The sequence below is a fragment of the Vogesella sp. AC12 genome (assembly GCF_024437575.1).
In the GTDB taxonomy this organism is placed as follows: domain Bacteria; phylum Pseudomonadota; class Gammaproteobacteria; order Burkholderiales; family Chromobacteriaceae; genus Vogesella; species Vogesella indigofera.
In genome coordinates this window covers 71,363-84,967 of record NZ_JANFNU010000002.1, presented here as the reverse complement: position 1 = coordinate 84,967, position 13,605 = coordinate 71,363, and the positions used below count along the sequence as shown (strand labels likewise).

The window sequence follows — 13,605 nt, the reverse complement described above, 5'->3', positions numbered from 1 at the left end:
CAGTAGCACTGCTATTCCCCGTCAAACATCGGATGTGCTGCCAACCCCTTGGCAACAAAGCCGCTGAATCGTGACGACAAGGACTGATATACTGTTTTTGCTTGATCTTCGTTACCGCATTCCAGAAATACACAGGCTCCGGAACCGGTCATCAACGGCGAGCCACATTCTCTTAATGCGCTCAAGGCTTCATTTACCGCTGGATACATTTGGCAAACAACGCTTTGCAAATCGTTTTGTTTTTGCGGCGTCGTTGCTAGGGTTCGCATTATGGAGAAACTGGCCTGCCCTGTCAACACCTGACGTGAAAATTCCTTGAAAACCGTCGCCGTCGGCACATGCACTGTTGGGTGCAACACCACATACCAGGCCGCCGGCAGGCTGATCTCGCTCAGCTGCTCACCGATGCCGGTGGCGCGCGCATTGCGCCCGAAGATGAACACCGGCACGTCGGCCCCCAGCTGTACGCCCAGCTGCATCAGCGCCGCGCGCGACAGGCCGCAGCCCCACAGGCGGTTGAGTGCCAGCAGCACCGTCGCCGCATCGGAAGAGCCACCGCCGAGGCCTCCGCCCATCGGGATGCGCTTGTGCAGGCGCAGGCTGGCGCCCAGCGTGCTGCCGCTGGCCTGCTGCAACAGCCGCGCCGCACGCACGGTCAGATCGCTGTCCGCCGGCACACCGGGGATAGGGTTCAGCAGCACGATGTCGCCGTCGTCGCGCAGCGCGATGTCGATGCTGTCGCACAGGTCGATGAAGCGGAAATCGCTGTCCAGCAGGTGATAGCCATCGTCACGCTTGCCGGTGATCAGCAGGTTGAGGTTGAGTTTGGCCGGAGCGGGAAAGGCATGAAAAACGGAATCGGTCATGGCAAAGCGGGGGCAACGGGTAGCAGGGGAACAAACTGGCGCCAGTCGGACAGCACCAGACGGATGGTCAGGCCCTCGCGCTCCAGCTCGACGCGGCGCGGCTGGGCAAGGTTGGCCGCATCGCGGTGGATGCGGATCAGCCAGCCCTGCTGCTGCAGGTGGCCTTCCGGGGTGGTGGTGTAGGGAAACTGCGGCGCCGGGTGGCCGCGCACCCACCACACCAGATTGGCCAGCGGCAGCGGCCAGCCCAGCTGGCGCTCGGTCAGCGTCTCGACATCGCTGGCGAACTGCTGCTGGCCGTCGGCCAGCAGGGTGACGCCATGACTGTCGCGGTGCAGGCTGGCCACGGTATTGCCCACCGGCGTCTTGATCGCCAGCTGGTCGTCGTCCACGGTGTGCTGCCAGTCAAAGCCGGCAACATGCCCCTTGCCGTCCAGATTCACCGCCAGCCGGCCGGCGACGTCGAAAGGCTGGTCCTGCACCTGTGGCTGCAGCGGTGCCGCAGTGGACGGCACTTCCTGAAACGAGGCACAGCCAGCGAGCAGCCACAGCGGCAGCAGCAGTAACAGCCAACGCGCGATCATGGCTGCAGGCGTTGCAGGGTTTCACGCAGCACCGGGTGATCCGGCTCCTTCTTGCGCGCCTCGGCCCACAGCTTGCGCGCCTCGTCGAGGCGCCCGGACTGCCACAGCACCTCGCCCAGATGGGCGGCCACTTCGGCGTCCGGCATGCTGGCGTAGGACGCCTGCAGGTATTGCAGCGCCTGTTCCAGCTTGCCGAGCTTGTAGTACACCCAGCCCAGGCTGTCGAGGATCATCGGATCGTCCGGTGCCGCCTGGTGCGCCTTCTCCACGTAGGCCAGTGCCTCGCGGTAGCGGGTGGTGTGGTTGCTGAGCGCGTAACCCAGCGCATTCAGCGCGTGCACGTGGTCCGGCACCAGCTCCAGCACCTGCAGCAGGTCTTTTTCCGCCAGCGCAAACTGTCCGTCCAGCTCCGACAGCAGCGCGCGGTCGTACAGCAGTTCGGTGGCACGCGGCTGGCGTTGCAGGCCCTGGTTCAGCAGCGTCATCGCCTGCGCGCGGTCGCCGGCATTCTTGGCGATCTGCGCCTGCAGCGTGACCACCCGCACCAGCTGGTTGCCGTCGTTGCCCAGTGGCTGCAGGTCGTTGATCGCCTGCTGCCAGTTGCCGTCCGCCGCGTCCAGCTGTGCCAGGCGCAGCCGTGCCGGCAGGTAGTTCTCGCCCTGCCCCACCTGCTGGTACCAGTGGCGCGCCTGTTGCGGTTGTTTCTGTTCGTCCGCCAGCTGGCCCAGGGTGTAGCGCAGGGTGTCGGCATCGGCGTAACCGGCCAGCAGCGAGGCCTCCAGCTGGCGGCGCGCCAGCGGCAGGTTGCCGTTCTGGAACGCCAGCAGGCCGGCCATGTTTAGCAGTTCGGCCTGTTTCGGATATTGTTGCAGCGCCTTTTCGGCGTGGCGCTGGGCGTCGGTGTAGCGCTTCTCGCTGGCCAGCAACCGTACCATGGTCAGGTTCAGCTCCAGACTGGCGGCGGGACGCAGTTGCAGCTGCGCCTGCAGGAAGTCTATGGCGCCAGGCACCGAGTGGCGGCGCAGGCGGTCGACCTGCCACAGCAGCGGCAGATCCCACGTCGGGGCAATCTTGGCGAGACGGGCGAACTCCTTGTCGACCTCGGCCTGCTCACCGGCCTCGGCGGCCACCGCCAGATGGGCAAAGCGCGCTTCCGGCAGTTCCGGATAGCGCTCGGCCAGGTCGCTGACCAGTTTCGCCGCGGCGACCCGGTCCGGCTGCCGCGCCAGCAGCCGCGCCAGCTGCACGAAGATGGCACCGGCGCGCGCCGGTTGCCGCGCCAGCATGCCTTCCACCAGCGGCTGGCTTTCCGCCAGCTTGCCGGCACGCAGCAGCGCGATCAGCAGCTGTTCGCGTGCCGAATCGGCATCCGGGTCCAGCTCGATCCACAAGGCCAGCGCCTCGGAGGCCTGGCGCACGTTGCCGGAGAACATCGCGAATTCGGAGGCGCGCTGCGCCACGCGCGGGTCGCGGGTTTCGCGCGCCAGTTGCAGATAGGTTTCCGCGGCGACACCGGCGCCGCCGCGCTGCACCACGATCTCGCCGGCCAGCAGGCCGTACAGCCACTCCTCGCTCAGCTCCAGCTTGGGAATGCGCGGGTTGTCGACCGTTTCCTCCTCGACCGCCTCGTCGGCGAGATCCTCGACCACCGCTTCCGCGCTGACGGACGACGCGGGGGGAGCGGGCGGGACACTGGCGCAGGCGACCAGGGCAAGGGGGGCAAGTGCTGCGGCGATACGGAGTAGTGCGTTCATGCTTGGCCTAAACATCGGTTCAGACGGGTAGAATACCACGCCCATTCATTTAATCATGCTCACGGCAAGGAAAACTGCAATGCCGGAATTGCCAGAAGTCGAAACCACCTGTCGCGGCATCACACCCCTGCTGCTGCACGCCACCATCCGTGGCGTGACCGTGCGCGAGGCGCGCCTGCGCTGGCCGGTGCCGCCGGATCTGGCGGCCAACCTGACCGGCCGCCGCGTACTCGGCATCAGCCGCCGCGCCAAGTACCTGCTGGTCGACTTCGAACACGGCACGCTGATCCTGCATCTGGGCATGTCCGGCAGCCTGCGCTTTGTGGCGCCGGGCGCGCCGCCGGAAAAGCATGACCATGTAGACATCGATCTGGGGCAAACGGTTCTGCGTTATCGCGATCCGCGCCGCTTTGGCGCCATCCTGTGGCAGCAGGGTCCGATCGAGGCGCACCCGCTGCTGACGCAGCTGGGGCCGGAGCCGCTGTCGTACGCCTTCGACGGCGCGGTGTTGCAGCAGGCGATCCAGCGCCGCGGCAGCGCCATCAAGCTGGCGATCATGGACAACCACGTGGTGGTCGGCGTCGGCAACATCTACGCCAACGAAGCGCTGTTCCACGCCGGCATTCACCCGGCCCGCGCCGCCAACGGCCTCAGCGGCGAGGAATGCGCGCGGCTGGCCGCCGAGATCAAGACGGTGCTGGCGCGCGCCATCGACGCCGGCGGCAGCACACTGCGCGACTTTGTCGACGCCAAGGGTAAACCGGGCTACTTCCAGCAAAGCTATATGGTCTACGGCCGCCGCGACCTGCCCTGCCACGTCTGCGGCAGCCTGATCCGCGAGCTGCGCCAGGGGCAGCGCAGCTCCTGCTTTTGCCCGCATTGCCAGCCGTGTTAAATTGCGCCGCGTCGCCTGACTGATAAAGCCTATCGTGCATCGTCCCACCTCCTGGCCTACCCGCCTGCTCCGCCTCGGCCGCCTCGGCATGCACTTGCTGCGCGGCCTGCTGGTGATCGCCACCCGCTACCCGCACCTGTCGCAACCGGCCCGCGCGGTGATCACCCAGCGCTGGTCGCGCCACCTGCTGCACATCCTGGCGATCAAGGTGCGCGTCCACGGCACGCCGCCGGCGGTGTATCCGGCCAACACGCTGGTGGTCGCCAACCACATCTCGTGGCTGGACATCTTCGCGCTCAACAGTGTCACCGTGTCGCGCTTCGTGGCGAAGAAGGAGCTGCGCGACTGGCCGCTGGCCGGTTTCCTGATCAAGAACGCCGGCACCCTGTTCATCGACCGCAACAACCGCCGCGACGCCAGCCGCGTCAACGAGCAGCTGGCCAAGGCCTTGCAGGACGGCGGCTGCATGGCGGTATTCCCGGAGGCCACCACCTCCGACGGCCGCAGCCTGCTGCCGTTCAAGCCCTCGCTGTTCGAGGCCTCGCGCCTGGCTCACGCCACGGTGCAGCCGGTGGCGATCCGCTACCTGACGCCCGGCGGCCACTACTGCGCCGCCGCCGCCTACGCCGGTGACACCAGCTTCTGGCAGAGCCTGTGCCTGATCCTGGCCAGCCGCGCCATGGTGGTGGAGCTGAGCTACACCGCCGCCATCCCGCCCTACGACACCGCGCTGGCCAGCCGCTTCCAGCTGTCGGAAACCGCGCGCGACGCCATCCGCGACGCACTGCAGCTGCCGGCCGAGCCCGTCGTCGCCGCCGAATAGCCGCCCTGGCCAGCCCCGGCCGGCCCGCACGCCGCCGGCATGGGGCATCACCGATGCTGCACCGCAACCATGCCAGCCTGCTAGCCGGAAAAAGCCAATACGGAGATTCCCCAATAGGGTTTTCCGCGATGGGGAAATACCCAATGTTGGCGCCCTGCCCGCCTGCCGCATGATCCTCGCCAAGACGCCAACACAGCGTGGGCGACCATCACGGCGCCAGACACAGGAGAGTGCACCATGCAGAAAAAACCGTTCTACAAGAGCCTGTATTTTCAGGTCATTGTCGCCATCGTACTGGGGGTCACCCTCGGACACCTGATGCCGGAACTCGGCGCCAAACTCAAGCCACTGGGTGACGGCTTCATCAAGCTGGTGAAGATGATGATCGCGCCGATCATTTTCTGCACCATCGTGGTCGGCATTGCCGGCATGGAAGACATGAAAAAGGTTGGCCGCGTCGGCGGCAAGGCCTTGCTGTACTTTGAAGTGGTGACCACGCTGGCGCTGGCCATCGGCCTGCTGGTGGTGAACTACGTGCAGCCGGGTGCCGGCATGAACGTGGACCCGAGCACGCTGGACGCCGGTGCCATCGCCAAGTACACCGAAAAGGCCGCCGGCCAGAGCACGGTGGACTTCATCCTGCACGTGATTCCGCAAAGCGCGATCGGCGCCTTTGCCGAAGGCGAGATCCTGCAGGTGCTGCTGTTCTCGGTGCTGTTCGGCGCCGGCCTGTCGCTGATGGGCGAGCAGGGCAAACCGGTACTGGGCTTCTTTGAAAAAGTGTCGCACGTGCTGTTCGCGATGATCGGCTTCATCATGAAGCTGGCCCCGATCGGTGCCTTTGGCGCGATGGCGTTCACCATCGGCAAATACGGCGTCGGCAGCCTGGTGCAGCTGGCATCGCTGATGGGCACCTTCTACCTGACCTGCGTGCTGTTCGTCGGCCTGGTACTGGGCAGCATCGCCCGCTTCTACGGTTTCAGCGTGTGGAAGCTGATCAAGTACATCAAGGAAGAGCTGCTGATCGTGCTGGGCACCTCGTCGTCCGAATCCGCGCTGCCGCGCCTGATGACCAAGCTAGAACAGCTGGGCTGCGCCAAGCCGGTCGTCGGCCTGGTGGTACCGACCGGTTACTCCTTCAACCTCGACGGCACCTCGATCTACCTGACCATGGCGGCGATCTTCATCGCCCAGGCATGCAATATCGACCTGACCCTGACGCAAGAGCTGACCATCCTCGGCGTGCTGCTGCTGACCTCCAAGGGTGCCGCCGGCGTCACCGGCTCCGGCTTCATCACCCTGGCCGCCACCCTGGCGGTGGTACCGGAAATCCCGGTTGCCGGCCTCGCGCTGATCCTCGGCATCGACCGTTTCATGTCCGAAGCCCGTGCCATCACCAACCTGATCGGCAACGCGGTGGCCACCGTGGTGGTCGCCAAGTGGGAAGACTCGCTGGACGTGGCTCAGATGCAGCGCGAGCTCGCCAACCCGACACCGATCAACCACGGTGCACCGGTACAAGCGCCGCACCTGATCCGCGAAGTATCGCAAGAACTGAGCTAATCCCGGCCAAAAGCCAAACACAAAGCCCCTGTCGCGAGACAGGGGCTTTTTTCTTGCGGCCAACGTTGGCCGCAACCGCCGCGCCTTACTTGGGCTTACTTGGGCTTACTTGACTTTGCCGATCTGGCGGTACGGCGGGCACGGCAGCGAGAACTGGGCGCGGTCTTCCAGCCGCACCGCGGTCAGGCGGCCGCCCCACAGGCAGCCGCTGTCGATGGCCAGCACGTCCTCTGTCAGCATCAGCCCCAGCGCCGACCAGTGGCCGCAGACGATGGGCGTGTCCATGCTGCGCCGCCCGTCCACCGCGAACCACGGCCGCAGCTGCGCCGGCGCGCCGTCCAGCTCGCCCTTGTAGGACAGGTCCAGCTCGCCGTCGCTGTTGATGAAGCGCATCCGCGTCATCGCGTTGATGATCAGCCGCCAGCGGTCCATGCCCTTCAGCTCGCCGTGCCAGCGCGCCGGCTTGTTGCCGTACAGCTTGGCGAACAGCTTGCGGTAGTCCTTGCCGGACAGCTCGTCCTCCACCTCCTCCGCCAGCCGCAGCGCCTTGTTGATGCTCCACTCCGGCAGCAGGCCGGCGTGCACCATCGCGTAGCCCTGTTCGTAGATCATCAGCGGCTGGCAGCGCAGCCAGTCCAGCAGCAGCTTGCTGTCGGCGGCGTCCAGCACGTCGTTAATGGTGTCGTCGCTGTGGATCTTGCCGTAGCCCTCGGCCACCGCCAGCAGGTGCAGGTCGTGGTTGCCGAGCACCATCTGCGTGCAGTCCTGGTGCTCGAACACCCAGCGCAGCACCGCCAGCGATTCCGGGCCGCGGTTGACCAGGTCGCCGGTCAGCCACAGCGTGTCGCGGCCGGGGTTGAATTCAATCTGGCGCAGCAGCGCCATAAAGGGCGTGAAGCAGCCCTGCAAATCGCCAATCGCGTAGGTGGCCATGTGTTGTTGTCCTGTTGATGAATGCGGCCAACCTTGGCCTGAGAGCCGGTTCACAATCTGCTGTGCTTCGGCGATACCGCGTTGAAAACGCCTTCGGAATGCTCATTGACCCCATGTCAACTCTGCTTCCTCAGCCGTTTTCGCCTTGTCTCGCTCTAGCTCGCTAGATCGTGAGCACGCTCTGAGCCCTGCCGCAACGTCGCGCCCGCCGCGATTGCCACGGCAGCGCGCCGGCCGCCAATGATAAAGGAAAGCGCATGGCCGTATCGTGCCGCTGGCTCTACAATGCGCGTTGTCCATGAAAGATTGACGACACCTCATGTCCCTGCTGCAACTGAATCCGCCGCAACGCGCCGCCATCATGTCGCTGGACGGCCCGCTCCTGGTGCTGGCCGGCGCCGGCTCCGGCAAGACGCGGGTGATCACCCAGAAGATCGAGTACCTGATCCGCGAGGGCAATTACGACGCGCGCAACATCGCCGCCATCACCTTCACCAACAAGGCGGCGCGCGAGATGCTGGAGCGCGTCGGCAAGCTGATGAACAGCCGCGAGCTGAAGGGCATCACCGTGTCGACCTTCCACTCGCTGGGCATGCAATTGCTGCGCCAGGAGGCGCCGCACCTCGGCTACAAGCCGCAGTTCTCCATCCTCGACAGCTACGACGCCGCCAAGATCATCTCCGACGTGCTCAAGACCACGCACAAGGACGAGGTGCGCAAGGTGCAAAGCCGCATCTCGCTGTGGAAGAACGAGCTGCTCGGCCCCGACGCCGCCATCGTGCAGGCCGACAACGAGTTCGACCGCATCTGCGCGATGACCTACGCCAGCTACCAGACCACGCTCACCGCCTACCAGGCGATGGACTTCGACGACCTGATCCGCTTCCCGGTCGAGCTGTTCCTGAGCAACGCCGAGGTGCTGCAGAAGTGGCAGCACAAGCTGCGCTACCTGCTGATCGACGAATACCAGGACACCAACACCTGCCAGTACCAGCTGGTGAAGCTGCTCACCGGCGCGCGCGGCATGTTCACCGCGGTGGGCGACGACGACCAGTCGATCTACGCCTGGCGCGGCGCCAACATGGAAAACCTGCGCCTGCTGCAGCACGACTTCCCCAGGCTGAAGGTGATCAAGCTGGAGCAGAACTACCGCTCCACCGCCCGCATCCTGCGTGCCGCCAATTCGGTGATATCCAACAACCCCAAGCTGTTCGAGAAGCAGCTGTGGAGCGAATTGGGCCTGGGCGAGCCGATCCACGTGGTGCAGTGCAAGGACGAGGAGCACGAGGCCGACGTGGTGGTACAGCGGCTGGTCGCCCACAAGTTCGAGCACCGCACCGAATTCAAGGACTACGCCATCCTCTATCGCGGCAACTACCAGGCACGCATCTTCGAGCAGGCGCTGCGCAATCAGCGCATCCCCTACCAGATGGCCGGCGGGCAGAGCTTCTTCGACAAGCCGGAAATCAAGGACGTGCTGTCCTACCTGCGCCTGATCGCCAACCCCGACGACGATCCGGCCTTCATCCGCGCGCTGACCACGCCCAAGCGCGGCGTCGGCGCCACCACGCTGGAGCGGCTGGGCGCCTGGGCCGGCCAGCGCGGCAACAGCCTGTTCGCCGCCGCGCACGAGGAAGGCTTCCAGCTGCAGGTCGGTGCCGCGCAGCTGGCGCCATTGCAGGACTTCTGCCGCTTCATCGTCAACCTGGAATACCGCGCCACGCGCGAGCCGGCCGGTGAACTGGTGATGGAGATGCTGAAGGCGATCGGCTTCGAGGCCTGGCTGTACGACAGCGAGGACAGCCAGCGCGCCGCGGAAGTGAAGTGGAAAAACGTGATGGACCTGGTGGCGTGGCTGCAGAAGAAGGGCGATGCCGACGGCAAGAACCTGATCGAGCTGTCGCAGACCATCGCGCTGATCACCATGCTGGAAGGCCGCGACGAGGGCGAGGTCGACGCGGTGAAGATGTCGACCCTGCACGCGTCGAAAGGGCTGGAATACCCGCACGTGTTCCTGATCGGCTGCGAGGAAGGCATCCTGCCGCACAGCGAATCGGTGGACAACGGCATGGTGGAGGAAGAACGGCGGCTGATGTACGTCGGCATCACCCGCGCCCAGCGCAGCCTGACGCTGACCTACTGCGTCAAGCGCCGCCGCGCCGGCGAGTGGCTGTTCGTCGAGCCGTCGCGCTTCATCGGCGAGATCAACGGCGACGACATCCGCCACTTCGGCAAACCTGGCGCCGAGCCCATCGTCAGCAAACGCGAAGGCAAGAGCAAGCTGGCCAGCCTGATGGCCAGCCTCGACAGCAAGGTGCAGAAGCCGGAGGAGTGAGCACGGCGTTGCGGCCAACGTTGGCCGCAATAAAAAACGCCGCGCAACAGCGCGGCGTTTTTGATGACAACTGCCGGCAACTTACTTGGCGGCGTTGGTCAGGTATTCCACGGCAGCCTTGAATTCGGCATCGGAGCCGCTGTAGCCGCCCTTGGCCGGCATCGCGTTGAGGCCCTTGGTAGCGGAAGCCACCAGACCGTCCAGGCCCTTGGCCAGACGTGGCGCCCAGGCGGCCTTGTCGCCGAACTTTGGTGCGCCGGCCGCGCCGCTGTCATGGCAGGCCATGCACACGCTGGCGTACACCTTCTTGCCCACCACCGCCGGATCCGCAGCCGCGGCGCCTTCGGCACCACCTACTGGCGGCTCGGTGAACTGGCCACCGGCGGCGTTACCCATATAGGCCACCGCGCGTTTCAGCTCGTCGTCGGACAGGTCAGCCGCGCCGCCCTTGGCCGGCATCGCGTTGAAGCCTTCCAGTGCGTGCTTGACCAGGGTATCCCAGCCCTGTGCCACGCGCGGTGCCCAGGCACCGGCATCACCGAATTTCGGTGCGCCAGCCAGGCCGGCGCCGTGACAGGAAATGCAAATGCCGCTGTAAACCTGCTGGCCGGTGCGCATGCCCGGAGGCGCGTCGCTGGCCACGGATTCGCCGATCGGCTTGAGGCGGGCGGCAACGGCTTCCTTGCTCATCACTTCCGCATTGACATCAAAACCGCTGGTGGCCAGTTTCGCCAGCAACCAGATACCCACCACGACCAGTACGACGATACCGAGCAAGATCGTGACGATCTGGCCTGGCGCTTTGGTTTCGTTACTCATTCCAGCCTCGCTGTAATAATGTCATTCAAAAATTGGGGAAATTATACGGAAAGCCCCCGCACAAGGCAAAGGCGCCAGGAACTTTCCGGAAATCCGTGAAACCGGCAGTCACGACTGGACGCTGGGCGCCGCTTTGCGCTATGATCCGCCTGCTTTTTTGCGCAGCACCCGTAGCTCAGTTGGATAGAGTGTCAGTTTCCGAAGCTGAAGGTCAGTGGTTCGATCCCACTCGGGTGCGCCAATCCGCCGGATTATCCGGCATCCCGCCGCAGTGTTCTTTGCGGATTGTCAAAGCAGCCTCCTCGCTGCGTCTCCCCTCGCTGTCAGCTGCATTTATATACCCTGAGCATGTTCCGTGCGCAGGCAATCGCCGCGACTGTTGCACATGCACACGCCGGCACGCGCGCCAGATGCCATCCTGCTGCAAATTCCTGCCCGTCGCGGCAAATCTCCGTAAGATGTCGCCTTCACGAAAACAGGCAGGAGATGTCATGCAGTTGCAAGCCGTTACCGCCGCACTCGAACAGATCGTGTGCTACGACAAGACTGGTTATTCCCCTCTTGAACTCGCAGGTCAGCGTATCGGCTGTGTCAACGACATCTGGCGCGAACGCCTGCTGGCGCAGGAAGCGGCGATCTTCCGCGAGGAAAACGGCGTGCTGAAGGCGCTGGATGACGAAGCCGACTTTGCCGCGCGCAGCGCCACTCTCACCGCCGCCACGCTGCGCTGGCGCGATGCCGGCTGGCTCAACGGCTGGCGCGACGAGAAATTCACCGCCTACTTCACCGACGGCACGCCGGCCTTCGAAATGGAGCGCGCCGCGTTCCGCCCGCTGGGTCTGACCAGCCGCGCGGTGCACCTCAACGGCCTGCAGCGCATGGCCGACGGCGAGATCCGCATGTGGGTCGGCCGCCGCAGCCCGTTCAAGGACGTGGCGCCCAACCGCCTCGACAACCTGATGGGCGGCGGCATCGCCGCCGGCGAGAGCATCCAGATCGCGCTGGAGCGCGAGGGCTGGGAAGAAGCCGGCATTCCGCCGACACGGCTGGAACTGCTGCCGCAGACCGCGCTGCTGCTGGCCGAGCGCCCGGTGCCGCGCGGCCTGCACCGCGAATGGCTGTACGTGTTCGACCTGTGGCTGAAGGAAGGCGAAATCCCGCAGAATCAGGACGGCGAAGTGGCCGAGCACGTGCTGATGCCGCTGCCAGAAGTGGAACAGCATCTGGTCAACGGTCAGTTCATGAGCGATGCCGCGCTGACCGCCATCGATTGCATGGCGCGGCTGGGCTACTGGGGCGACGATACCGCGTTGCACGCGCTACTGGCCGGCGTGCGCGGCGTGCCCGGCACCGACACCGCCGGCCGCTGAGAACCTGCTCACGGTCTGCGGCGCCTCGTGAAACGTTGTGCGGTGAGTACGGCGTCGGCATGCGTGTTTAAAGCCGGATAAACGCCGCTTCCTCAGCCGTTTTCGCCTTGGTCTCGCGTAAGCGCGAGATCGTGAACACGTTCCAAGCCAACACCAGGTTGGCTGCAGCCCTTGCGGCCAACCTTGCCGCCTGCCGCGACGGGTGGATTTTTGCTACAGTGACCGTCTTTCCCCGTAGCCAAGCCGCCGCGTCATGACCGCCTTTACCAGCTGCAACCCTGCCTCCGGCGAGGTGGTGTACACCCGCCCCGCCCTGTCCGCCGATTCCCTGCCGCCACAACTGGCCGCGCTGCGCCGCGCGCAGCACGCGTGGTCGCACCTTGCGACCGCCGAACGCGCCGAACGCCTGCTGCTGCTGGCCGACCAGCTGGCGGCCAGCCGTCATGCGCTGGCGGCCCTGGTGTCGCTGGAAGTGGGCAAGCTGGAACGCGAATGCCTGGCCGAGATCGACAAGTCGGTGCAGCTGATCCGCTACTACGCCGACCTGGCACCGACGCTGCTGGCCAGCAAGGACATCGCCACCGGCGCCAGCAAAAGCGGCGTCGCCTTCGAGCCGCTGGGCATCGTGCTGGCGATCATGCCGTGGAACTACCCGATCTGGCAGGTGCTGCGCTTTGCGGTGCCGGCGCTGATGTCCGGCAACGCCTGCCTGGTGAAGCCGGCGCCGTCGGTGCCGCAGTGCAGCGCGCTGCTGCTGGACATCGTGCGCCGCGCCGGGCTGGCGGTGCTGGACGTGGCGTGGATCGACCACGAGGCGGTGGACGACGCGATCCGCGGCTGCGACGCGGTCGCCTTCACCGGCTCCACCACCACCGGGCGCCAGATCGCCGCCATGGCCGGTCGTCACCTGAAAAAGACGGTGCTGGAGCTGGGCGGCAGCAACCCGTTCATCGTGCTGGCCGACGCCGATGTCGAGGCCGCCGCCAGCGAGGCCGCACACTCGCGCTTTCGCGACGCCGGCCAGAGCTGCAACGCCGCCAAGCGCATGATCGTGGTGCCGGAGATCGCCGACGATTTTGTCGCCGCCTTCCTGGAACACGTCCGCGCGCTGGTGCCCGGCCACCCGGCCGACGCCGCCACCACGCTGGCGCCGCTGACCCGCGCCGACCTGCGCGAGGCGCTGCACGCGCAGGTGCTGGACGCGCAGGGCCACGGCGCGCAGCTGCTGGCCGGCGGCATCATGCCGCACGGCGCCGGCTTCTACTACCCGGCCACGGTGCTGGACCACGTCAACAGCGCCTGCCGTATCTACCACGAGGAGGTGTTCGGCCCGGTGGCCAGCATCCTGCGTGCGGCCAACGTTGACGACGCCATCCGCCTCGCCAACGACACCCCGTTCGGCCTCGGCGCCACCATCTTCAGCGCCGACACCGAGCAGGCGTGGCGGCTGGGGCGCGAGATCGAGGCCGGCGCGGTGTTCATCAACCGCTACACCAGCTCCGACCTGCGCCTGCCCTTCGGCGGCGTCAAGGCCTCCGGCTACGGCCGCGAACTGTCCGAGTTCGGCCTCTACGAATTCGTCAACGTGAAGACCTACTGGCAAAAATAAGGCGCGGGGCGGCCGCGGCCTGCAACAAATTCGCCATGCGCCGGTCGCATAGTG

General features: G+C 65.8%; 11 protein-coding genes and 1 tRNA gene. 7 read left to right on the top strand and 5 right to left on the bottom strand.

All coding sequences use genetic code 11. The features are described 5' to 3' along the window. Window positions 1-11 precede the first annotated feature (11 nt). The 3 genes from ispE to NOM55_RS04205 are packed head-to-tail and all read right to left on the bottom strand — an operon-like array spanning window position 12 to window position 3,204. Window positions 12-866 carry a 4-(cytidine 5'-diphospho)-2-C-methyl-D-erythritol kinase gene (gene ispE / locus NOM55_RS04215; protein WP_255907640.1) on the bottom strand — a complete coding sequence of 285 codons (855 nt, stop codon included), beginning with the start codon at window positions 864-866 and terminating at the stop codon, window positions 12-14. Next, window positions 863-1,450 carry a lipoprotein insertase outer membrane protein LolB gene (lolB, locus tag NOM55_RS04210; RefSeq protein ID WP_202902786.1) on the bottom strand — a complete coding sequence of 196 codons (588 nt, stop codon included), beginning with the start codon at window positions 1,448-1,450 and terminating at the stop codon, window positions 863-865. Before lolB ends, ispE begins: the two co-directional genes overlap by 4 nt. Beyond that, window positions 1,447-3,204, bottom strand: a complete 1,758-nt coding sequence (locus NOM55_RS04205) for a tetratricopeptide repeat protein (RefSeq protein WP_255907639.1) — start codon at window positions 3,202-3,204, stop codon at window positions 1,447-1,449. Before NOM55_RS04205 ends, lolB begins: the two co-directional genes overlap by 4 nt. A gap of 79 nt (window positions 3,205-3,283) precedes the next feature. Between NOM55_RS04205 and mutM the strand changes: the two genes are divergently transcribed. The 3 genes from mutM (at window position 3,284) to NOM55_RS04190 (ending at window position 6,485) form a co-directional block, all read left to right on the top strand. After that, the gene (gene mutM / locus NOM55_RS04200; protein ID WP_255907638.1) at window positions 3,284-4,099 is read left to right on the top strand and encodes a bifunctional DNA-formamidopyrimidine glycosylase/DNA-(apurinic or apyrimidinic site) lyase; all 816 of its coding nucleotides are present in this window, start codon (window positions 3,284-3,286) and stop codon (window positions 4,097-4,099) included. Between the two features lie 34 nt (window positions 4,100-4,133). After that, a complete protein-coding gene (locus NOM55_RS04195) occupies window positions 4,134-4,922 on the top strand; it encodes a lysophospholipid acyltransferase family protein (RefSeq protein WP_255907637.1) in 789 nt (262 codons plus the stop codon). Between the two features lie 237 nt (window positions 4,923-5,159). Continuing rightward, a complete protein-coding gene (locus NOM55_RS04190; RefSeq protein ID WP_255907636.1) occupies window positions 5,160-6,485 on the top strand; it encodes a dicarboxylate/amino acid:cation symporter in 1,326 nt (441 codons plus the stop codon). Between the two features lie 105 nt (window positions 6,486-6,590). Here NOM55_RS04190 and NOM55_RS04185 read toward each other — a convergent pair whose 3' ends face one another. Further along, window positions 6,591-7,418 (bottom strand): symmetrical bis(5'-nucleosyl)-tetraphosphatase, encoded by an 828-nt coding sequence (locus tag NOM55_RS04185; protein ID WP_255907635.1) that lies wholly within the window; start codon window positions 7,416-7,418, stop codon window positions 6,591-6,593. Between the two features lie 319 nt (window positions 7,419-7,737). On the opposite strand from NOM55_RS04185, the gene NOM55_RS04180 reads away from it, so the two are divergent. Then, complete coding sequence (locus NOM55_RS04180) at window positions 7,738-9,753, top strand: UvrD-helicase domain-containing protein (protein ID WP_255907634.1); 2,016 nt, start codon at window positions 7,738-7,740, stop codon at window positions 9,751-9,753. A gap of 81 nt (window positions 9,754-9,834) precedes the next feature. Here NOM55_RS04180 and NOM55_RS04175 read toward each other — a convergent pair whose 3' ends face one another. Next, complete coding sequence (locus tag NOM55_RS04175) at window positions 9,835-10,572, bottom strand: cytochrome c5 family protein (RefSeq protein WP_255907633.1); 738 nt, start codon at window positions 10,570-10,572, stop codon at window positions 9,835-9,837. A 164-nt stretch (window positions 10,573-10,736) separates the two neighbouring features. Here NOM55_RS04175 and NOM55_RS04170 point away from each other — a divergent pair. From NOM55_RS04170 to NOM55_RS04160, 3 genes are all read left to right on the top strand, one after another. After that, window positions 10,737-10,813, top strand: a tRNA-Arg gene (locus NOM55_RS04170). Between the two features lie 250 nt (window positions 10,814-11,063). Continuing rightward, window positions 11,064-11,942 (top strand): DUF4743 domain-containing protein, encoded by an 879-nt coding sequence (locus NOM55_RS04165; RefSeq protein ID WP_255907632.1) that lies wholly within the window; start codon window positions 11,064-11,066, stop codon window positions 11,940-11,942. A 253-nt stretch (window positions 11,943-12,195) separates the two neighbouring features. Continuing rightward, window positions 12,196-13,551, top strand: coding sequence for an aldehyde dehydrogenase family protein (locus NOM55_RS04160; protein ID WP_120809418.1), 1,356 nt, complete (start codon window positions 12,196-12,198; stop codon window positions 13,549-13,551). Window positions 13,552-13,605: the final 54 nt, after the last annotated feature.

Excerpts from the sequence above, each read along its gene's own strand:
- ispE (WP_255907640.1), bottom strand. The coding sequence starts at position 866 with ATGACCGATTCCGTTTTTCATGCCTTTCCCGCTCCGGCCAAACTCAAC.
- lolB (WP_202902786.1), bottom strand. The coding sequence starts at position 1,450 with ATGATCGCGCGTTGGCTGTTACTGCTGCTGCCGCTGTGGCTGCTCGCT.
- NOM55_RS04205 (WP_255907639.1), bottom strand. The coding sequence starts at position 3,204 with ATGAACGCACTACTCCGTATCGCCGCAGCACTTGCCCCCCTTGCCCTG.
- mutM (WP_255907638.1), top strand. The coding sequence starts at position 3,284 with ATGCCGGAATTGCCAGAAGTCGAAACCACCTGTCGCGGCATCACACCC.
- NOM55_RS04190 (WP_255907636.1), top strand. The coding sequence starts at position 5,160 with ATGCAGAAAAAACCGTTCTACAAGAGCCTGTATTTTCAGGTCATTGTC.
- NOM55_RS04185 (WP_255907635.1), bottom strand. The coding sequence starts at position 7,418 with ATGGCCACCTACGCGATTGGCGATTTGCAGGGCTGCTTCACGCCCTTT.
- NOM55_RS04180 (WP_255907634.1), top strand. The coding sequence starts at position 7,738 with ATGTCCCTGCTGCAACTGAATCCGCCGCAACGCGCCGCCATCATGTCG.
- NOM55_RS04175 (WP_255907633.1), bottom strand. The coding sequence starts at position 10,572 with ATGAGTAACGAAACCAAAGCGCCAGGCCAGATCGTCACGATCTTGCTC.
- NOM55_RS04165 (WP_255907632.1), top strand. The coding sequence starts at position 11,064 with ATGCAGTTGCAAGCCGTTACCGCCGCACTCGAACAGATCGTGTGCTAC.
- NOM55_RS04160 (WP_120809418.1), top strand. The coding sequence starts at position 12,196 with ATGACCGCCTTTACCAGCTGCAACCCTGCCTCCGGCGAGGTGGTGTAC.